Below are 23,608 nucleotides of genomic sequence, written 5' to 3' on the forward strand. Positions count from 1 at the left end.
CTCGTGAGTGTTCAGGGCGGTTAGAACCGCCCTAAACACTCACGACCGGCGGGAGCGTAGTGCGGCCAACACTTCCGGTGACGTCGTGCACTCGCCGAGGCGGACCGGCTTGCGGTCGCCGTGGAAGTCGCTCGATCCCGTCGTGAGCAGGTTCAGGTCCGCGGCCACCGTGCGTAGCCGGTCCCGCACCTCCGGCGGTTGCTCCGGGTGGTCCGTCTCGATCCCGGCCAGCCCGGCTTCGGCCAGGGCCGCCAGTTGCGCGTCGGAAACGGAAGCGCGGCGTTTGACTGACCGCGGGTGCGCCAGCACGGCCGCGCCCCCGGCGGCGCGGACCAGGCCGATCGCGTCCACCGTGGACAGCACGTGCTTCGGCACGTCGGCGCGGCCGCCGTCGGCGATCCAGTCGAGGGTGAACGCGTCGGCCGTGACCCCGGACGCCACCAGCGCGGCGGCGACGTGCGGCCGCCCGAGCGGCGCGCCGCCCGCGATCGTCCGCACCTGCGCCAGCGTGATCGGCGCACCCAGCTCACGGCAGCGTTCGACCATCCGCACCGCGCGGCGCTCGCGGTCGGACCGGATCAGCTCCAGCTCGGCGGCCAGCGGCGCGTGCCCGGGATCGACGAAGTAGCCGAGCAGGTGCACTTCGGCGTCGTCGAGGCGGCAGGAGATCTCGACCCCGGGGATCAGCTCGATGTCGGAAGGGGCGGCCGACGCCTCCGCCAGGCCCGCAAAGGTGTCGTGGTCGGTGAGGGCGAACACCGTCAGCCCGGCTTCGGCGGCCAGCCGCGGCAGCAGGGCGGGCGGTGTCGTCCCGTCGGAGGCCGTGCTGTGCGTGTGCAGGTCGATCGTCACCCGGCGGAGGATCTCACAGCAGCCCGGCCTCGCTGGCCTTGCCGATCGCCTCCACCCGGTTGCGCGCGCCCAGCTTGTGCAGGGCCGACTGCAGGTACGTCTTGACCGTGTTGCGCGCCAAGCCCGTCGATTCGGCGATCTCCGGGTTCGTCTGGCCCTGCGCGGCCAGCCGCAGCACCTCGTACTCCCGGCGGGTCAGGCCACTGCGGGCGAGCGCGTCCGAGCGCTGCCCTTCGTCGGGCAGGATCCGGGGGTCGACCACGCGCTCGCCGCGCAGCACGCGGCGCAGCTCGGTCACCAGCTGCGCGCCCGCGGCGTCCTTGAGCAGGCAGCCGTGCGCGCCCGACTCGAGCGCGGCCAGCACGCCCTGGTGGTCGCCGTGGGCGGTGAACACGACGATCTTGCCGTCGGGGTGCACCCGCCGCAGCTCCGTGACGACCTCCGGCGCGAGCATGTCCGGCAGCCGCAGGTCGAGCAGGATCAGGTCCGGCGCCAGCGACGCCACCCGCTCGATGGCCAGCCGTCCCGACTCCGCCGAGCCGACCACGCTCAGGCACGGGTCCGAGCGCAGCAGCAGGCTCACGCCGTCGCGGACCACCGGGTGGTCGTCGACGACGAACACGGTCGCGGCGGTCACGGCCGCACCAGCGGGACCCACGCGCGCAGCGTGGAGCCGTCGTCCTCGTCGCGGACCAGGCTGACCCGGCCGCCGAGCCGCGCGGCGCGTTCGGCCAGCGTCCGCAGGCCCATGCCGCTGCCGGGGACGGCTTCGGCGCCGGTGCCGTCGTCGGCGACGACCACCTGGACGCCGTCGTCGCTGGGCAGCAGGCTGACGATCACCGAGGACGCCCGCGCGTGCTTCTCGACGTTGAGCAGTCCCTCCCGGACCGCGGCCACCAGCAGGGCGGTGCGTTCGGCGTCGAGCGGCGGGACGGCCGCGAGCTGCACGAACCGCGCCGGGACGCCGCAGCGCGCCTGGAACGAGCGGCAGTGCTCGGCCAGCTCGACCGGCAGCGCCCGCTCCGGGCTGGACTCCGAGAGCGCGAGCAGCGACTCCCGCAGCGCGCCGGCCGCCGCCGAGACGTCGCCCTCCAGCCGGCGCAGCCGCGCTTCCAGGCCGGGCATCTCGTGCAGGTCGGCGTGCAGGTCCCGCACCTGGACGCCGATGGAGAACAGCAGCGCGCCGACGGAGTCGTGCAGGGCGCTCTGCATCCGCAGCCGCTCGCCCGCGACCGCGGCCGTGCGGTCGGTCTCGGCGACCTTCGCCAGGTGCAACGCCGTCCCGGCCTCGCGCGCGACCTCCACCATCCGCAGCACGGCGTCGTCGCCGAAGTCGGCGGGTTCGCGCATGGCCGCGTAGGCGATGGCCACGGTCTCGCCGCGCGCGACGATCGGCACGGCGAGCATCGCGGCCAGGCCCTCACCGCGCACCTGCGCGTCGAACTGGTGGGTGATGGCGGGCGAGCTGACGTAGTCGGCGACCCGCACCGGCTGGCCCAGCGCCAGGACCCGCCCGCCGATGCCCTGGCCGACGGGCACTTCGAGGTCCTGCAGCGCGTCGGTCCGGGTGCCGGACATCCAGCGGATCACGGCCAGCTCGGGCCGGTCGAGCTCGGCGACGAACCCGGCCTTCGCGCCGACCGTCTCGCGGATCAGGCGCGCGGTCCCGTGCAGGGCGGCGACGCGGTCGAGCGTGCCGAGCAGCTTTTCGCGCTCGCGCAGCAGCTCGCCCAGCACCGCGCTGTACTCGGCGACGTGCTCCTTTGCCGTCACGAGCCCACGATCGCACACGGAGTGTGGTTTCGGACATACCCGGCTGGAGAGGTACGCGGGCGTCCCGTCGACTTGAATGGGGGCGTGGAGATCCTCACCGACGCCGCCACGCTCGCGCTGTACACCACCGACGCCTCCAACTACCGCCACGTGCCCCGCGGGGTCGTGCTGCCGAGGACGGTCGACGACGTCGTCGCCGCGGTCGCGGCCGCCCGCGATCGTGACCTGCCGGTGATCGCGCGCGGCGGCGGCACGAGCGTCGCCGGGAACGCGTGCGGGCCGGGCCTGGTGATCGACACTTCACGCCACGTCGGCGGCGTGCTGTCGCTGGACCCGGAGACGCGCCTGGCCCGCGTGCTGCCCGGGACGGTGCTGGACGACCTGCAGGCGGTCGCGGCGCCGCACGGGCTGCGGTTCGGGCCGGACCCGTCGACGCACAGCCGCTGCACGCTCGGCGGGATGATCGGCAACAACGCGTGCGGGTCGCATTCGGTGGCCTGGGGGCGCACGGTCGACGTCGTGCGCGAGCTGGACGTGCTGCTCTACGACGGGACGCGGCTGCGCGTCGGGCGGGACGTTCCGACCGAAGGCCGGATCTTCGACGAGCTGCGCGCGCTGGTGCGCGACAACCTGGCGTTGCTGCGCAAGGAACTTTCGACGTGGCCGCGGCGCGTCTCCGGCTACGGGCTGGAGCACCTGTTGCCGGAGAACGGCTTCGACGTCGCCAAGGCGCTCGTCGGCTCCGAAGGCACCTGCGTGACCGTGCTCGAAGCGACGGTCGAGCTGGCCCGGCTGCCCGAGCGGCGGGTGCTGGCGGTGCTGGGGTTCCCCTCGGACATCGCCGCCGCGGACGCGGTGCCGTCGATCCTGCCGTGGTCGCCGCTGACGGTCGAAGGCGTGGACGCCGAGCTGGTCGCGATGCTGCCCGGCCGGGCCGGTGACCTGCCACCGGGCGGCGCGTGGCTGTTCGTCGAGCTGGCCGGGGACGACCCGGCCGCGCGGGCCCGGGAGCTGGCGGCATCCCTGGACCTCACCGGGTTCACCATCCTCGACGACCCGGCCGCGCAACGCCGGTTGTGGCGCATCCGCGAGGAAGGCGCGGGGCTGGCGACGCGGCTCGCCGACGGTTCGGAGGCGTGGCCCGGCTGGGAGGACGCCGCCGTCCCGCCGGAGCGGCTCGGTGCGTACCTGCGCGAGTTCAAGGAGCTGATGCGCGCGCACGGGCGGCGCAGCGTCGTCTACGGCCACTACGGTGAAGGCTGCCTGCACCTGCGGCTGGACTTCGACCTGCTGTCGGCGTCCGGGGTCGCGGGGTTCCGGCGGTTCCTGGAGGAGGCCGCGGACCTCGTCGCCGCGCACGGCGGGTCCCTGTCCGGCGAACACGGTGACGGTCAAGCGCGTTCGGAGCTGCTGTCCCGGATGTACAGCCCCGAAATGCTGGACGTCTTCGCGCGGTTCAAGGCGATCTTCGACCCGGCCGGGCGGATGAACCCCGGCATCCTGGTGGCGCCGCGGAAGGTCGACGCGGACCTGCGCGTCCGGGCCACTTCGCCGTCCTTTGAGGACAGTGTGTTCCTCGGCTACCCGGAGGACCGCGGCAGTTTCGGCCAGGCGATGCGGCGCTGCGTCGGTGTCGGCAAGTGCCGCAACACCAGCGGTGGCGGCGTGATGTGCCCGAGCTACCGGGCCACCCGCGAGGAACAGCATTCGACGCGCGGGCGGGCGCACCTGCTCGCGGAGATGCTGAACGGCGAGGTCGTCACTGACGGCTGGCGGTCCACGGAAGTGCGGGACGCGCTGGACTTGTGCCTGTCGTGCAAGGGATGCCTGTCCGACTGCCCGGTCGACGTCGACATGGCGACGTACAAGGCCGAGTTCCTGCACCAGCACTACCGGCGGCGGCTGCGTCCGGCGTCGCACTACTCGATGGGCTGGCTGCCGATGTGGCTGCGGCTCAGCTCCCGGATGCCACGGCTGGCCAACGCCGTCGGCCAGTCTTCGTTGGCCCGGCTGGTGAAGCGGCTGGGCGGGATCGCACCGGAACGCGCGTTGCCGTCCTTCGCGCCTTCGCCGTTCACGTCGTCGCGAGCGGACCTGCGGCGGAAGGCCTCAGGGGAGCGTCGCGTGGTGTTGTGGCCGGACTCGTTCAACAACTACCTGACGCCCGGCGTGCTGGACGCCGCGTACGAAGTCCTCACCGCGGCGGGCTACGACGTCGTGCTCCCGGACCGCGGAGTCTGTTGTGGACTGACGTGGGTGTCGACGGGTCAGCTCGGCGTCGCGCGCCGCGTGCTGGACCGGACGCTTTCCGTTCTGGCGCCGTACCTGGAAGACGGCTACGAGGTGGCCGGGCTGGAGCCGAGCTGCACGGCCCTGTTCCGCGGCGACCTCCCCGCGCTCATGCCGGGCGACGCGCGTGCCGCGCTGCTGGCTTCGCGGACGTTCACGTTCGCGGAACTCCTGGCGCGGGCCCCGATCCCGTTCGCGGCCCTCGACGTCGACGCGATCACGCAGGTGCACTGCCACCAGCACGCGGTACTCGGCTTCGACGCGGACGAGTCGGCCCTCGCCGCGGCGGGCGTCCGCAACACGACGCTGGACTCGGGCTGCTGCGGCCTGGCAGGTAACTTCGGCTTCGAGCGCGGCCACTACGACGTCTCGAAGGCGGTGGCGGAGGACCGGATGCTCCCGGCGATCCGCGCGGCCGCCCCGGAGACGGTCGTGGTCACCGACGGTTTCAGCTGCCGGACCCAGATCGAGCAGGAGTCGGGCCGCAAGCCGGTGCACCTGGCGGAACTCCTGCGCCGCGCCCTACCCCGGTCGTGAGTGAATAGCAGTGTTAGAACACTGTTATTCACTCACGAGCCCGTTCCCCACCACGACTCAGCCAGGGCGTCGAGCGTCGGCTCGGGCGGCGCGGGGAGTTCCTCGAAGTACCAGGAGAAGTTGCTGTAGACGTGCAGCAACGCGTACGCCAGGCAGCGGCGCGGGTCGACCGGCTGCCCGTACCCGTCGAGGAAGCGGCGCATCAGGTCGCCGTCGCCGCTGGTGATGAAGAGGCCGACCGCCACGAAGTCGTACTCCGCCGCGCCGCGCATCGCGGGCTCGAAGTCGAACAACCCGGTGATGCGGCCGTCGTCGATCATCACGTGGTCGCGCATGAACTCCGTGTGCAGCGGGACCACCGGCGGCGCGCCGAGATCGACGCTTTCGAGGAAAGCCGGGATCCGCGCCACCCACGCCTCGGGCAACTTCTTCCGCCGGTGGTGTTCGACGACCTTGTCGCGCTGGGCGGCGACGAACTCCGTCCGGTCGGCGGGCGCGAGGACGGCCAGCCGCGGGTCGTCGACCGCGTGGAGCGTGGCCAGCAGCTCGCCGAGCTCCGGCATCAGCCGTCGCTTGTCCTCTGTGGACATCGACGGCCACAGCTCCTTGAGCGTCCGGCCGGGAAGACGTTCCATCAGCAGCCAGCCCCAGCCGTCGCGCTCGCCGGAGTCCGCCACCTTCGGCGTCGGCAGGGTGCCGTGCAGCACCTCGAGCACGGTGCGCTCGGTGTGCAGTTCGTCGAGGTACACCGGTGGGTACAGCTTGAGGACCGATTCGTCGCCGACGGCGTAGACCGGCAGCGAACCCTCCGTGAACGGCACGACGTCCGTGCGGCCGAGCAAGGCGGTGACCGCGGGCAGCAGGGCTTCGCGGGTGAGCGCGTCGAACGCGGCCGGGAAGGTCGCCATGATCACCACGCTAGGCCCGCCGTCCAGCGGTTTTCCCTAGGTCAGCCGGATCGCGGCGGCCGGGCAGGTCAGCTCGGCCTGGCGGACCGCCTCCCGCTCACCCTCCGGTGGCTCGGGCGCGAGGACCACGACCTTGCCGTCCTCCTCGTTCTGGTCGAAGGTCTCCGGCGCGAGCAGCACGCACTGGCCGGACGAGACGCAGCTTTCGGTGTCGACGCTGATCTTCACGGCTCACCACTCCACCGGGACGCGGTCGACGCCACCGGCGACGCGGTTGGTGCGCACGGGGATCTCCTCGATGCCCACCGCCAGCCGCAGGCCGGGGAAGCGGCGGAACAGCTTCGGGAACACCGTCCGCAGCTCGGTGCGGGCCAGGTTGGCGCCGATGCAGACGTGCGCGCCGGTGCCGAAGGCGAGGTGGACGTTCGGCGTGCGGCCGGGGTCGAACTCGTCCGGGTCGGCGAACACCGACGCGTCGCGGTTGGCCGCGTCGCTGGAGATGAGCACCGCGTCGCCGCGCGCGATCCGGACCCCGCCGATCTCGACGTCCTCGTGCGCGTACCGCAGCAGGCCGGTGCCGCTGGTGGCGGTCAGCCGCAGGATCTCCTCGACGGTCTGGTTGACCTCGCCGTCGGGGTCGGCGGCGAAGCGGTCGCGGCGGGCGGTGTCGCTGAGCAGGAACAGGGTGCCCATCGCGATCCGCGTCGACGTCGTCTCGTGGCCGGCGAACAGCAGGCCGGCGCCCATCCGGGCGAGGTCGTCGTCGGTGAACGTCGGGTCCTCGGCCTGGACCGCGACCATGTCGGAGATGACGTCCGGCTGCGGGTTCGCGCGCTTGGCGTCGGCCAGCTTCGTCATGTAGGCCTTGAACTCGGTCATCGCCGCCTGCGCGTCTTCGCCGCCGTCCATCATCGCGATCCGCTCGGACAGGCCGCGGAAGTGCTCGCGGTCGGCGTACGGCACGCCGAGCAGCTCGCAGATCACCAGCACCGGCAAGGGAAAGGCGAGGAAGTCGGTCAGGTCGACCGGCTCGTCCGGGTTCGCCGCCCGCGCGGCCGCCAGGTCGTCGAGGCAGCGGTCGGTCAGCTCGGCGATCCGGTCGCCGAGGGCGCGCATGCGCGGCGCGGAGAAGGCGGGTGCCAGCATCCGGCGCAGCCGCTTGTGCTCGCGCTCTTCGTTTTCGAAGTCGCCGCTCGGCCCGTCCTGGACGGCGGCGTAGGAGATCCGCGACGCCTGTTCGGGCGCCGGGTGCGACCGGCCGAAGCGCTTGTCGCGGAAGACTTCCTTGGCCTCTTCGTAGGCCGTCACCAGCCACGCCGGGTCGCCCGCCGGCGTCAGCACCCGGCTCACCGGCGCCTGGCGACGGAGGGCCGCGTAGTCCGGGGCGATTTCGAGCGCGTTCGCGCGGCCGAAGGGGAGGCGCGGCGTCGCTTCGGTGGTGGTCATGCGTCTCTCCTCGGATCGGTTTGCAGATCGGAAAGCCAGCGAAGCTCGGCGTCGAACTTGCCGAGCACGTGGTGCAGCGCGGCGCGGCTCCACGGGTCGGCCTGCCCGGCCGCGAGCTCCGTCAGCCGGGCGTGTTCGCCGACCAGCGCCTGCTTCCGCACGTCGAGCACCCGGGCCCGTTCGTCCGGTCTCAGCCAGCCGAAGTTCCCCACCCTGGCCAGGAACTCCGGTTCGTTGAGCGCCAGCTCGGCCGGGAAGTCCGCGAGCAGGTCGTGCAGCAGCTCCCGCCCGACGTCGGTGATCGTGTAGACGTGCCGCGGCGGTTTGGCCTCCTGCTCCTCCGCGCTGCGGCTCACCGCGCCCGCGTCGACGAAGCGCCGCAGCGTCGGGTACAGCGAGTTGTTGGACAAGGTGTGGCCGGTCGAGGCCTCCACCTCTTTGCGCAGCTCATAGCCGTGCATCGGTTCGCGGGCCAGCTTCGCCAGCAAGAGGATCTCGATCCACACCTAGGTCACCGTAACCTAGGTCTTCGTGACCCGGCAATGGCGCACGGTGATATCCGGACGGAAACTTTCCGTTACGACGGTGACGTTCAGTGATCGCGCTGCTGCTCGACGTGAGGCACGGAGAAGGCTAGCGTTGGTAAGCGGATTGCTTAACACATCGGACACGGGGGTTCCGCATGACCGTCACCCACACCGAACCGCTCGCCTACCCGTTCAACGAGGAGGCGGGGCTCGACCTCAACGAGGCGTACGCCGCCGCCCGGGAGGCCGAGGGCTTGGTCCGGGTCAAGATGACCTACGGCGAGCCGGCGTGGCTGGCCACCCGGTACGCCGACGCCCGGCTGGTGCTCGGCGACCGCCGGTTCTCGCGGGCGATGGAGAAGGAGAAGGACGCGCCGCGCCGCTCGCCGGTCCAGCGGGACGGCGGCATCCTGCAGATGGACCCGCCCGACCACACGCGGCTGCGGACGCTCGTCGCGAAGGCGTTCACCATGCGCCGCGTCGAGCAGCTCCGGCCGCGCGTCGCTTCGCTGGCCGCGGAGCTGATCGCGGACATGAAGGCGGCCGGCCCGCCCGCCGACCTCGTCGATCGGTATGCCCTGCCGATCCCGGTCGCGGTGATCTGCGAGCTGCTCGGCGTCCCGGTCGCCGACCGGCCGAAGTTCCGCGTCTGGAGCGACGCGGCGCTGTCCACCAGCGGCCTGACGCCCGAGGAATTCGAGCGCAACCGCGAAGAGCTGCGCGACTACATGCGCGGCCTGATCGCCGAACACCGCGCGCAGCCGCAGGACGACCTGATGACGGCGTTGATCGAGGCCCGCGACACCCGCGACCGGCTGACCGAGCTGGAGCTGGTCGACCTGTGCGTCGGCATTCTGGTCGCCGGGCACGAGACGACCGCCAGCCAGATCCCGAACTTCGTCTACGCGTTGCAGGACCAGCACGAGCACTGGGACCGGCTGGTCGCCGACCCGGACCTGATCCCGGCGGCGGTGGAGGAACTGCTGCGGTTCGTGCCGCTGGGCGCGGGCGCCGGTTTCGCCCGCTACGCCACGGAAGACGTCGAGGTCGGCGGGGTGCTGGTACGCGCGGGCGAGCCGGTGCTGGTGGCGGTCGGCGCGGCCAACCGCGACCGGCTGCGCTTCGCCGACGCGGACGAGCTGCGCTTCGACCGCGAGGACAACCACCACCTCGGCTTCGGCCACGGCGTCCACCACTGCCTCGGCGCGCCGCTGGCCCGCCTGGAGCTGCAGGAGGCGTTGCGCGCGTTGGTCACCGAGATGCCGGGCCTGCACCTGGCCGGCGATATCGTGTGGAAGACGCAGATGCTCGTCCGCGGCCCGCGGTCGATGCCGATCGGATGGTGACGATGAGCTGGCAAGTGGAAGTCGACAAGGACACCTGCATCGGGTCGGGCATGTGCGCGGCGCTGATGCCGGAGGTGTTCATCCTGGACGGCGCGGTAGCGCACCCGGCGACGCCCGAGGTGGAGGCGGACGAAACGGTCCTGGACGCGGCGGACTCGTGCCCGGCGATGGCGATCACGGTCACCGACGGCGGCCGCGAGATCGGCCCGCGCCCCTAGGTTGGTGACCCGGTCGAAGGCGCGCTGAAGGGGACTTTGCTGGCATCAGATGAGCTGAAGGGGACTTTCCTCGCGTCACATGCACTGAACGTCCCCTTCAGCCCGCTCCTAGGGAGTCAGGCGGCCGTGCTCGGTGACCACGGCCGTGACCAGGGAGTGCGGCGTGACGTCGAACGCCGGGTTGAAGACCCGCGCGTCCGGCGGTGTGACCGGCACTCCGGCGTATTCGGTGAGCTCGCGGGCGTCGCGTTCCTCGATGACGATCTCCGCGCCGTCCGCGAGCTTCCCGTCCACAGTGGACGATGGTGCCACGACGACGAACGGCACGCCGTGGTGGCGGGCCGCGATGGCCAGGCCGTACGTGCCGATCTTGTTGGCGACGTCGCCATTCGCGGCGATCCGGTCGGCGCCGACCAGCACGCAGTCGACCAGCCCGCGCGCCATCGCGGCAGCCGCCGCGCCGTCCGGCTGGACGCGGTACGGGACGCCGGCCTGGGCCAGCTCCCACGCCGTGAGCCGGGCGCCTTGCAGCAGCGGTCGCGTCTCGTCGACCAGGACCTCTTCGACCAGCCCGCGTTCGTGCAGGTGCCAGACGACGCCGAGGGCGCTGCCCCAGCCGACGGTCGCCAAGCGCCCGGCGTTGCAGTGGCTGAGCAGCCGCAGCGGACGGCGCGGACACTCGGCCAGCACCACCTCGGCGGCGTGCGCGGACGCCGTCTTGTTGAGCCGTTCGTCTTCGTCGAGCACGGCCAGCGCTTCGGCCAAGACCGCGTCTTCGCCCTCATCCAGCTTCGCCAGCGCGCGCCCGACACCCCAGGCGAGGTTCACCGCGGTCGGCCGGGCATGGGCGATCAGCTCGGCGTCGGCCCGGACGTCCCCGCCCAGGCGGGCGGCCAGCGCGACCCCCAGCGCGCCCGCGGCCCCGAGCGCCGGGGCGCCGCGGACGGCGAGCCGCTTGATGGCGTCGACCAGCTCGCCGACGGTCCGCAGCTCCAGCAGCCGGAACTCGGCGGGCAGCGCCGTCTGGTCGATGATGACGATCGCGCCGTCCGCCCAGTCGATGGTCCTGCGCACGTGCCCTCCCCGAAATCCGGTTGCCCGCCCGGCGATGATGCCGCTGTGACCATTGAACGGCAGAACCCGCCCGGCCTGCACACGCCACCCGGCTACCACCACGTGACGTCGGTCGAGGCACGCCGCACGGTGTACCTGGCCGGCCAGTGCCCGCTCACCGCGGACGGCACGGTCGTCGAAGGCGACGTGCTCGCCCAGACCGACCAGGTCGTCGCCAACACGGCGGCCGCGCTCGCCTTCGCCGGCGCGGGGCCCGCCGACGTGGTCCGCACGGTGATCTACGTGGCCACCGACGACCGCGAGACGCTTTCGGCCGTGTGGGACCGGCTGACGGCGTCCGGGATCGGCGCGGCGTTCACGTCGGCGAGCACGCTGCTGGGCGTGGCCCGGCTGGGGTACCCGGGCCAGCTGGTCGAGCTGGACGTGACCGCCGCGCTCGCCTGATCAGAGCCCGGCCATCAGGTCCGTCTCCGTGATCCCCGGCCCCTGGCCCGCGCGGATGAACCACTCGGTGCCGAAGGCGAACGCGAAGGCGTCGTCCGGCATGGCGAGCATGAACATGTCCTCGCTGATCTGGCTCGGGTGCGCCCGCATGGCCGCGCGCTTGACGGGCGCGTACTTCGCGACGTCGACGGCCGCGGTGATCTCGGCTTCGGGCTTGCCGAACTCGACGTTTTCCGGCGGTTTCGGGGCGGCCTCGGCCGGCATGAGGCCCTGCTCGACGGCCGCTTCGAAGCCGCGTTGCATGAACTCGCGGTTGAAGGTGGCCTGGAAGACGCGCCCGGTGCCGGCCAGCTCGGCGGCGCGCATGCCGACGCGGTGGACCTGGATGTGGTCGGGGTGCCCGTAGTCGCCGTTGTCGTCGTAGACAGTGAGGACGTCGGCCGATTCCTCGCGCAGGATCGCGGCGAGCTGCTCGGCGGCCTTCTCGACGTCGGCGCGCCAGAAGCACTCGGGGTCGTCGTTCGTCGGCTCGCCCATCATCCCGGAGTCCCGGTAGCCGAGGAACTCGACGCGTTCGACCCCCAGGATTTCGGCGGCGGCGTGCGATTCCTTGACGCGCCGCTCCCAGAGTTGTTCGCCCTCGGCGAGAAAGCCCTCGGGCACCTCGCCGACCTCGCCCTTGGTGGCGACGACGAGCACGACCCGGTGCCCGTCTTCGACGGCTTTGCGCATGACGCCCGCGGTGCGGAGGCACTCGTCGTCCGGGTGGGCGTGGAAGGTGACCAGTGTTGCCATGTCCGCGACGTTACCGGGAGGGACCGACAAAAACCGCCCGCGAAGGTGCGCACCTGCCGATGGAGCACCCTCGGGCAGCGGATCGGTGGCCGCGACGGGGGAGGCAAACGGGCAGCCGGCAACGCGAAGCCACCCCCTCGTCTTCGTCGCGAACCGGCGGCCGGCAACGCAAGCCAGGCACGAGATCACCAGACCTCCCCCGCCCCTCGTCCTCGCCGCTCTTCAGTCGACGGTTGAGCTTGTCAAGGCACGCTTTCCCGCCTTGACAAGCTCAACCGTCGACTGAACACTCCGCGAGGAGGGGTGGGGGATGTCGGGCCCGCCATTTTTTCGATGGCGCAGGTTCAAAGATCAAAAGAATGTCCTCGCCGGACGGGCAGGCTCCGGGATGGCCGGGGCCTCGTAGTCCTCTCGCGTTCTCGAGGTGGGCCGCTGTGTGGTCATCCCGTCGCCTGATTGAGGCCTATCACTTTGAGCCAGGCCCGCAAGCCTCCGTAGCTCACTCGCGCTGCGTAGTTAGTTGCGGGCCTGGCTCAAAGTGATTTTGACGGCCTCAGGCGACGGGATGACCACCCCGCTCCTTTGTTGGGTTGGTCACCCCGCCTGCTCCTTCGAACACCACCACGTTGACCGCCCGCCGACCGTCCCGTGCACCATCTCCGCTCCGCACCGCGGGCAGTGCTCACCGGCCCGCCGGTGCCCGATGATCTCGCCCGTGTGTACCCCGCCGCGCCGGATCGCGGCCCGCAACGCCTTCCGCAGGGCCTTGTGCAGCCCGGCCAGCTCCTCGTCGGTCAGCTCGTGCACCGGCCGGCCCGGGTTCACCCCGGCCTGCCACAGGATTTCGTCGGCGAGCAGGTTCCCGATCCCGGCCACCACGGACTGGTCCAGCAGCCGCGCCTTCACCGGCGCCCGGCCGCGCCCCACGCGCTCGGCGAACTCCCGGCGCGACACCTCCCCGGCATCCGGGCCCAGGGCGTCGAGGTCGGGGTCGAGCCGGACCCGGCTGAGGCGGCGGGTGTCGAACAGCCGCAGCTCTTCGCCGTCGGCGAACGTGATGCCGAACCGGAACCACTCCGGCTTCTCGACGCGGTCGTACGACCGGCCCGGTGGCCCTTTCACGCCACCGAACCGGAGCTGGCCGGCCATGCCCAGATGGAGGCCGAGGTGCGGGCCGGGTTCTCCGTCGGCGCCTTCGGTTTCGCACCAGAGAGTCTTGCCGCGGCGGTGCGCCTCGGTGAGCCGTCCGCCTCGCAGCGCCGCGGCGATGTCGCCGGGCGCGTGCGGGCGGCAGACCCAGTCGTCGTGGTCGTCGACGTCGCGGATCTCACGACCGAGCGCGCCGGCGAGGACCTGGCGGGCGAGCTCCACTTCGGGCAGTTCCGGCACTCGGCCAGTCTGCCGTTAGCCGGGCAGGCCCGCGACCGAGCCCGTCCCGGGAAAGCCGGGTCAGGAGCGGGCGGCCGCCGTGGTCGTCTCCCACGCGAACCCGTCCGGGTCGGTGAACGCCTCGGCCGCGCCGGCGACCGCGATCCGGTGCGAGCCCGTGCCTTCGGGCGCGACGCCGGCGTCCTTCGCGAGTGCCTTGCGCCGGTACAGCGCCAGCTTGACCGGGCTCGACCCGGCCTCGAACTCGACGTACACGCGGCCGAAGCTCTTGCCGACGGTGAAGCCGTGGCTCGCGTAGAACTTCTTGCTCGCGGCCACGTCCGCGACGCCCAGCAGGAGCACGACGGCGTCGAACTCGCGGGTAGCCGGTCCGGTGTTCTTCTTCGCCGAGGTCGCGACCTTCCAGATGGCCCCGTCCGGCGCCTGCACGACGCCGCCGTAGCCCCACATGGACTTCGCGGGCGCCTTGAGCGTCGTCGCGCCCGCTTCGAGCGCCGTGCCGATCAGCGAATCGACGTCGGCGGGCTGGGCGACGGTCAGGGACAGCGTGAACCCGCGGAAGCCGGTGCTGGGGGCGTCCGAGGCGCGGAACCGCAGCTGCGAGCCGAGCCCGAAGGCGGTGGTGTAGAAGCGTTCGGCGGCGGCGGGGTCGGCCACCTCGAGGGTGATGGTGTCGATCGATGTCATGCCGGTAACGCTAGGCGCGGGCCGGTGACCAGCGCTTCTCGATTCCTGATCGGTCTGCCGCGCTAATTCGGTGGACGGCCGGGAGCCGGCGGGGATAGCGTCCCGCCGACCGTGACTCCACCCGAGGAGGTGAGCCCCATGAACGCTGTTTCGATGTGGGTGCTCCCCTCGTCGTCACGGTCGGGCGACTGACGTAGGGGTTGCCGGGAGCGCCGCTGGACAAGGCACTCTCCGAAAGGCGATCCCATGAACTCTTCGAAAGCACGACCCGCGGTGGTGATCACGCGGGTTTCCGAGCGGCAATGGCACGCACTGGACGACGACCGCGTGGTCGGCCGCGGCGAAGCGTCGCCCCGGCCCGACGGGCGGCTCTTCCTCAGCATCGACTCCTGGCACGGCGAAGTCTTCGACCGGCTAGCCCAGGCGATGCTTCCCGGCCTGCCGAAGCCGTTGTACACAGTGGTCGACGAGGCCGACGCTGAACTCACGGCCCAGTGGCTGCGCGCCGGGCTCACCGTCCGCCGCCGCGAGTGGGAGTACCTCGTGCCCACCGACCCGGCCGTCACCGGGCTGGGGGACGTCGTCCCGCCGCCGGGCGTGACGGTCGGCCCGGCCGTCCTCGGGCCGCTGCGCGAACTGGACGACGCGCTCCGCGCCGAGGTCGACTGGCCCGATATGCCCGCCGAGGTGGTGGCCCGCCCCGACGGGCCGACCGCGGCGGACCTGCCGAGGTTCACCGTCGCGGCGGAGTCCGGCCGGGCCGTCGGGCTGGTCCGGGTGGCGCCGCTGCGGCGGCCGCGGCTCGGCCTGGTCGCGGTCCGCGCCGGGCGTCGTCGTCGGGGCATCGGCCGTGCCCTGCTCGCCCATGTGCTGGGCGGCTTCCACGACCGGGGCATCCCGACGGCGTCGGCCGAGGTGAAGGAATCCAACGAGGCCGCGCTCGCGCTGTTCGACGGCATCGGGGCCCGGCGCGCGGGCAGCGCCCTCGAGCTGGTGGTGCGCTGATGGCCAAGTCCTCAGGCGGGATCGAGGTGGAAGGCACCGTCGTCGAGTGCCTGCGCGACGCCACGTTCCGGGTCGAGCTCGAAAACGGGCACAAGGTGCTGGCGCACATCAGCGGGAAGATCCGGCGGAACTACATCAAGATCCTGCCGTACGACCGGGTACTGGTGGAGCTGAGCCCGTACGACCTCGACCGCGGCCGGATCCTGTTCCGGTACCGCACCTAGTGCGCGAGGCCGCCGCCCGGTGCACACCGGGTGGCGGCCCCGGCCCGCGGCTCAGGCGGGCATCGTGCGCCGCAGGAACTCCGTCGTCAGCGCCCACGCCCGCGCCGCCGCCTCGGGGTGGTGGAACATCGGCGCCACGTTGTTGTGGAACGCGTGCCCGGCGTCCTCCTGCACGTGGATCTCCGCGCCCGGGTGCGCGGCCACGGCCTCCTCGACGACGCGGACGTCCGAGCGCGGGATGAACGGGTCCTGCCCGCCGAAGTGGAACTGGATCGGGCACGTCACCTTGGCCAGCTCCGCGATCTGCGCCGCCACCGTCGAGCCGTAGAACGACACCGCGACGTCGGGGTCGCCCGCGGCCGCCGCCGAGAACGCCAGCGAGCCGCCCAGGCAGAAGCCGAGCACGCCCACGCCGCCGCGCACCTCGGGCGACTCGCGCAGGTGCGCGACCGTCGCCAGCACGTCCGACAGCCCCAGTCCCGGGTGGAACGTGGCCGCCACCTCCATCGAGGCCGCGACCCCCGCTTCGTCGTGCGTCGACGACCAGCCGGGAGCCGTGCGCCAGAACAGTTCCGGGACGGCCACCACGTACCCCGCGGCGGCCAGGTCCGCCGCGACCGATCGCAGGTAGTCGTCCAGGCCGAAGATCTCCTGGATCAGCACCAGGCCGGGACCGCGGCCGGACGGCGGCCGCCACACGGGCAGGTCGACCGTTCCGTCGTCGAGCACGAGGCGGTTCATCGCAACGCCCTTTCCACGATGTCGGCGACCGAGGCGGCCTGGTGGCCGTCCGGGTCGAGGTCCGGGTCGAACACGGTCAGCTCGAAGCCCGCCGCGCCGGGGAGCGCGAAGAGCCCGCGCAGCAAGGAAACCAGGGTGTCCGGGTCGAGGCCACCGGGATCCGGACTGTCCACTGCGGACACGTAGGCCGGGTCGAGGACGTCGATGTCCACGTGCACCCAGAACCCGTCCAGGCCCGCGAACGCGCTCGACGCGGCGGCCACGGCGTCGGCGACGACCATCCGCTCCGACGGGACGAACGAGATCCCCGCCGCGCGCAGCCGCGCTGTCTCCGCCTCGCGGACGCCCAGCACGACGACGTCTTCGTCGCGGACGTACGGGCGCAGGCCGTCGATGTCGGCCAGCTCGTCCGCGCCGCGGCCGGTCATGATCGCCAGGTCCTCGCCCGCGGCCGCGCCGACGTGCTCGGCGACGCCCAGGTGGCGGAAGTCGTCGTGGCCGTCGAGGTAGGCGATCCCGTACCGGCCGGAGCGGCGCAGCGCCAGCATCGCGCCCAGCGAGATCGAGCAGTCGCCGCCGAGCACCACCGGGAAGCCGCCCGACGCGCGGACCGACGTCACCCGTTCGGCGAGCGCGCGCGTGTAGGCCGCGATGGCGGCCGAGTTGCGGACGCCGTCACCCGGTCGCCACGTGCCGACGTAGCGCCCGGGCGTCACGACCCCGCCGTCGGCCGCGCCGAGCCGCCGGAGGATGCCGAGGTCGCGCAGCACGCCGGGCGTCTTGTAGCAGCCGGGCACCGCGCCCTCGGCGGGCGGGCGCAGGCCCAGGTTGGACGGTGCGTCGATCAGGACGGGCTTCACCACCCGATCACCGTACTGGCTCCGCGGCCGGTGGCGTCCTAAGTTGAGGTGCCGACCAAGGAGGCTCGATGGCTGAGAAGACCAAGTACATCCTGGACGAAGACGAGCTGCCGACCCAGTGGTACAACGTCATCCCCGACCTGCCGGAGCCGCCGCCACCGCCGTTGCACCCCGGGACCCGCGAGCCGGTCGGCCCGGCCGACCTGGCGCCGCTGTTCCCGCAGGCGCTGATCGAGCAGGAGGTGACGGCGGAGCGCTATGTCGACATCCCGGAGGAGGTCCGGGAGGTCTACCGGCTCTGGCGCCCGTCGCCGCTGTTCCGCGCGCGGCGGCTGGAGAAGGCGCTGGGCACCCCGGCGCGGATCTACTACAAGTACGAGGGCGTCAGCCCGGTCGGCTCGCACAAGCCGAACACCGCGGTGCCGCAGGCGTTCTACAACGCGGCCGAGGGCGTCACCCGGCTGACCACCGAGACCGGCGCCGGCCAGTGGGGGAGCGCGCTCGCGTTCGCCTGCGCCCAGTTCGGGCTGGAGTGCGAGGTCTGGCAGGTGCGGGCGTCCTACGACCAGAAGCCCTACCGCAAGCTGATGATGGAGACGTTCGGCGCGACGGTGCACCCGAGCCCGTCCGAGCTGACCGAGTCCGGCAAGGCGATCCTCGCCGAGCACCCGGATTCGACGGGCAGCCTCGGCATCGCGATCAGCGAGGCGGTCGAGCAGGCCGCCCAGGACCCGAACGCGCGGTACGCGCTGGGCAGCGTGCTCAACCATGTGCTGCTGCACCAGACGATCATCGGCGAGGAAGCGCTCAAGCAGTTCGAGCTGGCCGGCGACACCCCGGACGTGCTGGTCGGCTGCACGGGCGGCGGCTCGAACTTCGGCGGGCTCGCGTTCCCGTTCCTGCGCGAGAAGCTGGCGGGCCGGATGGACCCGGTGATCCGCGCGGTCGAGCCGGCGGCGTGCCCGTCGCTGACGCGCGGCAAGTACGCCTACGACTTCGGCGACACGGCCGGGCTCACGCCGTTGCTCAAGATGCACACGCTCGGCCACGAGTTCATCCCGGACCCGATCCACGCCGGCGGCCTGCGCTACCACGGGATGTCGCCGCTGATCTCGCACATCTACGAGCTCGGCCTGATCGAGGCGATCGCGATCGGGCAGCAGGAGTGCTTCGCGGCGGGCGTGCGGTTCGCGCGCTCGGAGGGGATCATCCCGGCGCCGGAGCCGACCCACGCGCTGGCGGCGTGCATCCAGGAAGCGTTGCGCTGCAAGGAAACCGGCGAGGAGAAGGTGATCCTCACGGCCCTGTGCGGCCACGCGCACCTGGACCTGCCCGCCTACGGCGCGTACCTGGCAGGCGACATGGTGGACAACGAGCTGTCCGCGGCCACGCTCGAGGCCTCGCTCGCCGGCCTGCCGTAGCACCAAGCGCCCCAATGTGGCCTTCGGTGCGTGAGACGCAACCAAGGCGGCCTTGGGTGCGTCAGACGCACCCAAGGCCACATTGGGGCGTTCGGGGCGGGGTCAGAGCACGTCGGGGATTTCGGGGCGGGTCAGCTCGGCGCGGGCGGTCGCGAGGACCACGCGGTCGCGGCCCGCCGCCTTCGCCGCGAACACCGCGTCGTCCGCGGCCTGCAGGAGGATCGTGTACTCCGTGGCCGTCTCCGGGTAGACCGCCGCGCCGATCGAGGCCGTCAGCCCGCTGATCACCTCGGGCTTGCCCGGGCGGACCACCGGCACCGGCACCTCGATCCGGGCGATCGCCGCGCGGATGCGGTCGGCGATGGCCGCGATCTCCGTGCTCGTCGCGCCCGGGAGCAGCACCACGAACTCGTCGCCGCCGAAGCGGCCCACGTAGTCGCCGCCGCGGACCGAGTGCTGGATCGCCGCCGCGATCGCGCGCAGGACCTCGTCGCCGGCCAGGTGGCCGTTGCCGTCGTCGATGGCCTTGAAGTGGTCGATGTCGATCATCAGGACGCCCGCCGTCGAGGACAGTTCGGCGGCGCGCGCCAGCTCGTTGCGGGCCAGCTGTACCCAGAACTCCGGGGCGAGCAGCGCGGTCTTCGAGTCCGTCCGCGCGGCGGCCTGGAACTGCGGCAGCAGCAGGCCGATGTGCAGCGCCACCGGCGTCACCATGAGCACCGGCAGCAGCCACGGCCGGACGGTCATCACCAGTGCGATCCCGCAGCCGACCCCGACGGCGGCCAGCACGATCAGCACGTCCGACGGGTTGCCGAACGCCTGCCGCGGCGGCTTTCCGGGGTTGCTCATCAGGATCGCGACGATCACGAGCACGTAGTTGAGTCCGAAGTAGACGATGCCGGACAGCAGCAGCGCGGTCATCCCGCCGAAGCCGTCCAGGTAGGGCACGTACGGCGCGAGGTGGCCGGTGCCCGCCGTCAGCACCGCGCCCGCGGCGAAGCAGGCGAGGATGACGGTGGCGCCGGAGAACACCTTCCGGTGAATGACCCCGCGTCGCTTGTAGACGCGCACCCACGAATGGGCGTAGCTGACGACGATGACGAGGGTGGCCAGCGGCGGCGGGAGCAGGAGCAGCCCGGCGAAGATCCAGATCGACTGCAGGTGCATGTGCGGACGGCCGTCCGCGGCGAGCTCGCGGATGCGCTCGATGCGTTGCGCCGCTTCGAGGTGCACGACCTCGCCCGCGAGGATCAGTCCACACCAGAGCACCGACTGCGTGGTGACGGGCACCAGCGCGGCCGTGGCGACGACCGCGACCAGGGCCAGCGCGTCGACGACGAGGACGTAGCCGAGCACCGGAGTGGCCAGCTTCCACATCGCCCACGTACGGAGACCTGATCGTGGACGTTCTGAGCTGGGCTTTCGCCCTTGGGACCCGGACAATCCCACGAAACGCCCCTCTTCTCAGGACGGAACTCTTCGCGGAAATCGTCACTGTAATCGAATGAACGCGGTGTGTCACTAGGCCGGTCAGGCTACCGTTCGGTTACCCACCGTGCAAGATCCCTCACGAACAGGAGAAGTCATGACGCACTTCCTGCCCAACGCGAACATCGTCCCGTCCCGCCGCCGCGCGCAGCGGCCGACCGACTGGACCCGCCAGCTCCCGACGGACTGGACCCGCGCGATCCCGACGGACTGGACCACGCGGCAGCTGCCGACGGACTGGACCGCCCGCGAGCTGCCGACGGACTGGACGGTCCGCCGCACGCCGACCGACTGGGCCCGCCCCGGCGCGGCACCGCTGCCCGAGTGCCCGACGGACTGGACCCCGCGCCGCATCCCGACGGACTGGACGCGGTCCTGACCAGCCCCCGGTGACCGGCCTCGAGGGTGGGGCCGGTCACCGGGAATCCCGGTCGCGGTCGGCTGCCCGCGGCGGCCGCGGTTCGGCTGTGGGCGCCGCCGCGCGCCCTCCACCGCAAGCCGGATCACTCCGCCTGCGCCCGCCGCCACAGGGCCGCCGCGCCCAGGGCCGCCACCACGCCGATCACCCCGGCCGCCGCGACCACCCCGTGCGGCGCCACCCGCTCGGCCGCGACCCCCGCCAGCACGACTCCGACCCCCTGCGACACCCGCAACGCCGTCAACGCGAACCCGAACGCCTGAGCCCGCTGAGCCTCCGGCGTGAACTGCACAAAGGTCGTGTTGGCGATCAAGTTGTACGAACTGGCCACCCCGGACAACGTCAGCAACGCCAGCGTCCCCTCGAGATCCGGCCGCAGCGCGCACCCGACCAGCGCGGCGCAAGCGAGCACCGCGAGCGGCCCCAGCAACCGCCCCCGTCGCGCAGGCGGGATCCGCGACAAAGCCGCCATCCCGAGCACGTTCCCCAGCGCGTAAGCCCCGAGCAGCAACCCGACCACCACGGCACCCCCGCCGAGCTCCGCGGCGTACGGCGCGGCAATCGCCTCACCAGCGATGTAAATCCCCGAAATACACCCAAGAGCCACGAGAGCGAGCCGACGGCGGTCGCCGACCACCACCGTCCAGCCCGCTCGGACGTGCCGCCACCACCGGACGCCGGAAGACTCGCGCGGCGGCCGGGACCGCACCCCGGTCATCAGGAACACCGCCGACACCGCGAAACTCAGCGCGTCCGCCAGCAACGCCCCGCCGGTGCCGATCGACGCCACCAGCAGCCCGCCGAGCGCGAACCCCGCCACCTGGCCCGCCTGGACCAGCATCATCAGCAAGCCCATCCCCGGCACGAACGTGTCGCCCGGCAGCACCTGCGGCAGCAACGCCGCCCGCGCCGAGCTCCACACCGGGTTGACCAGCTGGACCCCCACGAGCAGGCACGCCACCGCCGTCAACGGCAGCCCCGGCAACGCCATCACCGCCACCGCGAGCGCGCGTCCGGCGTCCGCCACGACCATCACCGTCCGCGGTGGGTGGCGGTCGGCCAGCCCGGCCAGCAGCGGCCCGCCGACCAGGTCCGGCAGGAACGTCAGCGCGTACGCCAGCGCCGCCCAGCCCGGCGAGTTCGTGCGGTCGTACACCAGGATCGACAACGCGACCCTGGCCAGCTGGTCACCGGTGACCGAGACGAGCTGGGCCGAGAACAGCGCGCGGAACTCGGTCACGCCGAGGACGTCCCGGAACCCGGCCGCGCGCGTCGTCATGAACACTCACGGTACGTCCGCGAGCGCCCAGCGTGAACAGCCGTTAGGAGGGTCCGCAGGTGATTTTCGGCTGCGGGTTGTAGTGGACCGTCCGGGTCGAGCGGCTGACCTCGCGGCCGGTGGCGGCGTCCTTCAGCACGCGCGTGTCCGTCGTCGTGAAGCCGGGCGCGCCGTTGGAGGCGTGGCAGTTCTCCGCCGGGCCCGGCTTGGCCTGCGGGTCGCTCGGGTTGGAGCGGCCGCCGGGGATCGACTCGACCGTGTAGCGCTTGGTGCCCCACAGCTTCACCGTGATCGACGACGGCGTCCAGATCGCCTGGATCGCGATGCCGTTCGGCGAGTCGTTGGTGAACTTGAGGTCGATCACGCTCGACCCGTTCGGGTTCTGGAACACCGTCGCCTCGCGGGCGGCCGGGTAGCGGCTGATGTAGTAGCTGTGCTCCTTGTGGCCGGCGTCCTTCATGCCCGCGAAGTACGACGCGTTGTACAGCGTGGTCGCGAACTGCGAGATGCCGCCGCCGACCTCGCGGCCCGGGGCGCCGTCCTTGATCACGCCCGCCTCGACGTAGCCCTGCGCCTTGCCGCGCGGGCCGGTGAACCCGTTGAGGCTGAAGGTTTCCCCCGGCTTGACGATGGCGCCGTTCACCTTCTGCGCGACGACGCGGATGTTGGTGCCGGAGTCGGGCGCGAAGCCGCCGGTGGTGAACTCGCCGACGACCTCCTTGACGCCCAGCTGGTTCGCCTGCTCGGTGGTCACCTTCGCCGGGGCGTCCTTGTAAACGGCGGCCACCTCGCGGCCGTCGGTCTTCTTCAGCACCTCGGGCAGCGGCTTGAGGCTCGGGTCCCAGTCGATGGTCCGGCCGTCGGTCGAGGGGTCGACCGTGGGCTTGCCGCCTTCGAAGACGATGGTCGCCTCCTTGCCCTCCTTCTCGGTGGACTTCAGCTGCGGCCCGGCGGCTTCGACGATCTTGGCGTTGTCGATCTTCGGGGTGAGGCCGCCGCCGTCGGCGGGCTCGAAGCTCAGCGCGGCGGCGATCGCCTCCGGCTTGACCGTCGCGTTCTTGCCCTCGCCCTTGACGACCAGCGGGCCGGCGACGGCGGGGCGCGCGATCAGGTCGAGCGCGGCCTGGACGCCTTCGGGGGTGGTGCGCACGGGCGTGCTCGTGACCGGCAGCGCCAGTGTCTCCCCGCGCGCCCACTTCTCGACGACGGCGGCGGACGCGGCCGGGACGTCGAGCTTCTGCCCGGGCTTCGGCGGGACGGCGACCGGGGTGGTGCCCTCGAACTTCACGGTGCCTTCGACGGGGTCGCGGTCGACCTGGCCGCGCAGGGTCTCCAGCGCGCCGGCGAGCTTCGCGTCCTCGGCGTGGCTGACGACGCCGACCTCGCGGCTGGAGAACAGCGACGCGAGCCGCGTGAACGGGTTCAGCGGCTGCTCGCCGGCCTGGTCGAGGGTCTGCGGCCAGTCGAGGTGCAGCCCGGCGAGGGTCGGCGACAGGGTGCCTTGGACGTCGCCTGCGGTGACGGCGAGCGGACGCGTGAGGCGCGGCTCGATCTTGCCGCGCAGCTCCTGCTCGGCGGCGTCGCGGTCCATGCCGCCGACGTCGACGCCCGCGACGGTCACGCCGCGCGGGACGCTGCCCTGGCTGACCAGCAGGTCGACCCCGTAGATCACGACGAGCAGGCCGAAGACCCCGCCCGCGATCCAGCCGGCCTTGCGGAAGGAGCGCTTCTTCGGGGGTTCCGGGTCCGGTTCGGGCCGGACGACCGGCAGGACGTCCGTCTGCTCACCGTGTGACTCGGGCCAACGCGGTTCGTACGGCAACTCTCCACCCCTTCAACGCGGCACCGGATCCCGCCGGTGACGGGATCAGGGTACGGGGCACCCGG

At 72.2% G+C, this 23,608-nt stretch carries 24 protein-coding genes; 8 read left to right on the forward strand and 16 right to left on the reverse strand.

Annotated elements, in window-relative coordinates; translation table 11 throughout:
- Nucleotides 1-39 precede the first annotated feature (39 nt).
- Genes QP939_RS26995 through QP939_RS27005 form a run of 3 tightly spaced genes read right to left on the reverse strand, consistent with a single transcriptional unit; the run spans nt 40 to nt 2,625 of the window.
- Complete coding sequence (locus QP939_RS26995) at nt 40-852, reverse strand: PHP domain-containing protein (protein ID WP_285448964.1); 813 nt, start codon at nt 850-852, stop codon at nt 40-42.
- 13 nt (nt 853-865) lie between these two features.
- Nucleotides 866-1,489: a response regulator gene (locus QP939_RS27000; protein WP_285448966.1), complete on the reverse strand. Its 624-nt coding sequence runs from the start codon at nt 1,487-1,489 to the stop codon at nt 866-868.
- Nucleotides 1,486-2,625, reverse strand: a complete 1,140-nt coding sequence (locus QP939_RS27005; RefSeq protein WP_285448967.1) for a GAF domain-containing sensor histidine kinase — start codon at nt 2,623-2,625, stop codon at nt 1,486-1,488. Before QP939_RS27005 ends, QP939_RS27000 begins: the two co-directional genes overlap by 4 nt.
- Nucleotides 2,626-2,709: 84 nt before the next feature.
- On the opposite strand from QP939_RS27005, the gene QP939_RS27010 reads away from it, so the two are divergent.
- Complete coding sequence (locus QP939_RS27010; protein ID WP_285448968.1) at nt 2,710-5,451, forward strand: FAD-binding and (Fe-S)-binding domain-containing protein; 2,742 nt, start codon at nt 2,710-2,712, stop codon at nt 5,449-5,451.
- A 32-nt stretch (nt 5,452-5,483) separates the two neighbouring features.
- On the opposite strand, the gene QP939_RS27015 is transcribed toward QP939_RS27010, so the two are convergent.
- The 4 genes from QP939_RS27015 to QP939_RS27030 are packed head-to-tail and all read right to left on the reverse strand — an operon-like array spanning nt 5,484 to nt 8,311.
- Complete coding sequence (locus QP939_RS27015) at nt 5,484-6,359, reverse strand: phosphotransferase family protein (RefSeq protein ID WP_285448969.1); 876 nt, start codon at nt 6,357-6,359, stop codon at nt 5,484-5,486.
- A 36-nt stretch (nt 6,360-6,395) separates the two neighbouring features.
- On the reverse strand, nt 6,396-6,587 hold the full coding sequence (locus tag QP939_RS27020) for a ferredoxin (RefSeq protein ID WP_285448972.1): 192 nt from the start codon (nt 6,585-6,587) through the stop codon (nt 6,396-6,398).
- 3 nt (nt 6,588-6,590) lie between these two features.
- Entirely contained in the window at nt 6,591-7,805 is a 1,215-nt protein-coding gene (locus QP939_RS27025) for a cytochrome P450 (protein WP_285448974.1), read from the reverse strand.
- Nucleotides 7,802-8,311 carry a PadR family transcriptional regulator gene (locus QP939_RS27030; protein ID WP_285448976.1) on the reverse strand — a complete coding sequence of 170 codons (510 nt, stop codon included), beginning with the start codon at nt 8,309-8,311 and terminating at the stop codon, nt 7,802-7,804. Before QP939_RS27030 ends, QP939_RS27025 begins: the two co-directional genes overlap by 4 nt.
- Nucleotides 8,312-8,487: 176 nt before the next feature.
- Between QP939_RS27030 and QP939_RS27035 the strand changes: the two genes are divergently transcribed.
- Nucleotides 8,488-9,678, forward strand: a complete 1,191-nt coding sequence (locus QP939_RS27035; RefSeq protein WP_285448978.1) for a cytochrome P450 — start codon at nt 8,488-8,490, stop codon at nt 9,676-9,678.
- A gap of 2 nt (nt 9,679-9,680) precedes the next feature.
- On the forward strand, nt 9,681-9,896 hold the full coding sequence (locus QP939_RS27040) for a ferredoxin (protein WP_285448980.1): 216 nt from the start codon (nt 9,681-9,683) through the stop codon (nt 9,894-9,896).
- Nucleotides 9,897-10,004: 108 nt separating this feature from the next.
- On the opposite strand, the gene mtnA is transcribed toward QP939_RS27040, so the two are convergent.
- Nucleotides 10,005-10,970 carry an S-methyl-5-thioribose-1-phosphate isomerase gene (mtnA, locus tag QP939_RS27045; protein WP_285448981.1) on the reverse strand — a complete coding sequence of 322 codons (966 nt, stop codon included), beginning with the start codon at nt 10,968-10,970 and terminating at the stop codon, nt 10,005-10,007.
- Nucleotides 10,971-11,015: 45 nt separating this feature from the next.
- Here mtnA and QP939_RS27050 point away from each other — a divergent pair, with 45 nt between their 5' ends.
- The gene (locus QP939_RS27050) at nt 11,016-11,414 is read left to right on the forward strand and encodes a RidA family protein (protein WP_285448982.1); all 399 of its coding nucleotides are present in this window, start codon (nt 11,016-11,018) and stop codon (nt 11,412-11,414) included.
- On the opposite strand, the gene QP939_RS27055 is transcribed toward QP939_RS27050, so the two are convergent.
- From QP939_RS27055 to QP939_RS27065, 3 genes are all read right to left on the reverse strand, one after another.
- A complete protein-coding gene (locus QP939_RS27055) occupies nt 11,415-12,209 on the reverse strand; it encodes a PIG-L family deacetylase (protein WP_285448984.1) in 795 nt (264 codons plus the stop codon).
- Nucleotides 12,210-12,803: 594 nt separating this feature from the next.
- On the reverse strand, nt 12,804-13,598 hold the full coding sequence (locus tag QP939_RS27060) for an Fpg/Nei family DNA glycosylase (RefSeq protein WP_285448986.1): 795 nt from the start codon (nt 13,596-13,598) through the stop codon (nt 12,804-12,806).
- A 60-nt stretch (nt 13,599-13,658) separates the two neighbouring features.
- Nucleotides 13,659-14,285, reverse strand: coding sequence for a VOC family protein (locus QP939_RS27065; protein ID WP_285448988.1), 627 nt, complete (start codon nt 14,283-14,285; stop codon nt 13,659-13,661).
- Between the two features lie 246 nt (nt 14,286-14,531).
- On the opposite strand from QP939_RS27065, the gene QP939_RS27070 reads away from it, so the two are divergent.
- Both QP939_RS27070 and infA read left to right on the forward strand, forming a co-directional pair.
- Entirely contained in the window at nt 14,532-15,290 is a 759-nt protein-coding gene (locus QP939_RS27070; RefSeq protein WP_285448990.1) for a GNAT family N-acetyltransferase, read from the forward strand.
- On the forward strand, nt 15,290-15,514 hold the full coding sequence (infA, locus tag QP939_RS27075) for a translation initiation factor IF-1 (protein ID WP_285448992.1): 225 nt from the start codon (nt 15,290-15,292) through the stop codon (nt 15,512-15,514). Before QP939_RS27070 ends, infA begins: the two co-directional genes overlap by 1 nt.
- A gap of 51 nt (nt 15,515-15,565) precedes the next feature.
- On the opposite strand, the gene QP939_RS27080 is transcribed toward infA, so the two are convergent.
- Both QP939_RS27080 and QP939_RS27085 read right to left on the reverse strand, forming a co-directional pair.
- The gene (locus tag QP939_RS27080) at nt 15,566-16,255 is read right to left on the reverse strand and encodes a dienelactone hydrolase family protein (protein ID WP_285448994.1); all 690 of its coding nucleotides are present in this window, start codon (nt 16,253-16,255) and stop codon (nt 15,566-15,568) included.
- The gene (locus tag QP939_RS27085; protein ID WP_285448995.1) at nt 16,252-17,118 is read right to left on the reverse strand and encodes an arginase family protein; all 867 of its coding nucleotides are present in this window, start codon (nt 17,116-17,118) and stop codon (nt 16,252-16,254) included. Before QP939_RS27085 ends, QP939_RS27080 begins: the two co-directional genes overlap by 4 nt.
- Before the next feature lie 65 nt (nt 17,119-17,183).
- On the opposite strand from QP939_RS27085, the gene QP939_RS27090 reads away from it, so the two are divergent.
- Complete coding sequence (locus tag QP939_RS27090) at nt 17,184-18,536, forward strand: TrpB-like pyridoxal phosphate-dependent enzyme (RefSeq protein ID WP_285448997.1); 1,353 nt, start codon at nt 17,184-17,186, stop codon at nt 18,534-18,536.
- Between the two features lie 102 nt (nt 18,537-18,638).
- On the opposite strand, the gene QP939_RS27095 is transcribed toward QP939_RS27090, so the two are convergent.
- On the reverse strand, nt 18,639-19,913 hold the full coding sequence (locus QP939_RS27095; RefSeq protein ID WP_285448999.1) for a diguanylate cyclase: 1,275 nt from the start codon (nt 19,911-19,913) through the stop codon (nt 18,639-18,641).
- A 208-nt stretch (nt 19,914-20,121) separates the two neighbouring features.
- On the opposite strand from QP939_RS27095, the gene QP939_RS27100 reads away from it, so the two are divergent.
- Nucleotides 20,122-20,403, forward strand: coding sequence for a hypothetical protein (locus tag QP939_RS27100; RefSeq protein WP_285449000.1), 282 nt, complete (start codon nt 20,122-20,124; stop codon nt 20,401-20,403).
- A 124-nt stretch (nt 20,404-20,527) separates the two neighbouring features.
- Here the strand turns inward: QP939_RS27100 and QP939_RS27105 are convergent, their stop codons facing one another.
- Together QP939_RS27105 and QP939_RS27110 are read right to left on the reverse strand one after the other, a co-directional pair.
- Nucleotides 20,528-21,721 (reverse strand): MFS transporter, encoded by a 1,194-nt coding sequence (locus tag QP939_RS27105; protein WP_285449002.1) that lies wholly within the window; start codon nt 21,719-21,721, stop codon nt 20,528-20,530.
- 43 nt (nt 21,722-21,764) lie between these two features.
- Nucleotides 21,765-23,543: a VanW family protein gene (locus QP939_RS27110; protein WP_285449004.1), complete on the reverse strand. Its 1,779-nt coding sequence runs from the start codon at nt 23,541-23,543 to the stop codon at nt 21,765-21,767.
- Nucleotides 23,544-23,608 lie beyond the last annotated feature (65 nt).

It is taken from the genome of Amycolatopsis nalaikhensis (genome assembly GCF_030264295.1).
GTDB lineage: Bacteria > Actinomycetota > Actinomycetes > Mycobacteriales > Pseudonocardiaceae > Amycolatopsis > Amycolatopsis nalaikhensis.

Bases quoted from the DNA above. Each gene is read 5' to 3' on its own strand.
- QP939_RS27105 (WP_285449002.1), bottom strand. From the start codon at position 21,721: ATGACGACGCGCGCGGCCGGGTTCCGGGACGTCCTCGGCGTGACCGAG.
- QP939_RS27015 (WP_285448969.1), bottom strand. From the start codon at position 6,359: ATGGCGACCTTCCCGGCCGCGTTCGACGCGCTCACCCGCGAAGCCCTG.
- QP939_RS27095 (WP_285448999.1), bottom strand. From the start codon at position 19,913: ATGTGGAAGCTGGCCACTCCGGTGCTCGGCTACGTCCTCGTCGTCGAC.
- QP939_RS27100 (WP_285449000.1), top strand. From the start codon at position 20,122: ATGACGCACTTCCTGCCCAACGCGAACATCGTCCCGTCCCGCCGCCGC.
- QP939_RS27080 (WP_285448994.1), bottom strand. From the start codon at position 16,255: ATGAACCGCCTCGTGCTCGACGACGGAACGGTCGACCTGCCCGTGTGG.
- QP939_RS27035 (WP_285448978.1), top strand. From the start codon at position 8,488: ATGACCGTCACCCACACCGAACCGCTCGCCTACCCGTTCAACGAGGAG.
- QP939_RS27040 (WP_285448980.1), top strand. From the start codon at position 9,681: ATGAGCTGGCAAGTGGAAGTCGACAAGGACACCTGCATCGGGTCGGGC.
- QP939_RS27065 (WP_285448988.1), bottom strand. From the start codon at position 14,285: ATGACATCGATCGACACCATCACCCTCGAGGTGGCCGACCCCGCCGCC.
- infA (WP_285448992.1), top strand. From the start codon at position 15,290: ATGGCCAAGTCCTCAGGCGGGATCGAGGTGGAAGGCACCGTCGTCGAG.
- QP939_RS27025 (WP_285448974.1), bottom strand. From the start codon at position 7,805: ATGACCACCACCGAAGCGACGCCGCGCCTCCCCTTCGGCCGCGCGAAC.
- QP939_RS27055 (WP_285448984.1), bottom strand. From the start codon at position 12,209: ATGGCAACACTGGTCACCTTCCACGCCCACCCGGACGACGAGTGCCTC.
- QP939_RS27090 (WP_285448997.1), top strand. From the start codon at position 17,184: ATGGCTGAGAAGACCAAGTACATCCTGGACGAAGACGAGCTGCCGACC.
- QP939_RS27070 (WP_285448990.1), top strand. From the start codon at position 14,532: ATGAACTCTTCGAAAGCACGACCCGCGGTGGTGATCACGCGGGTTTCC.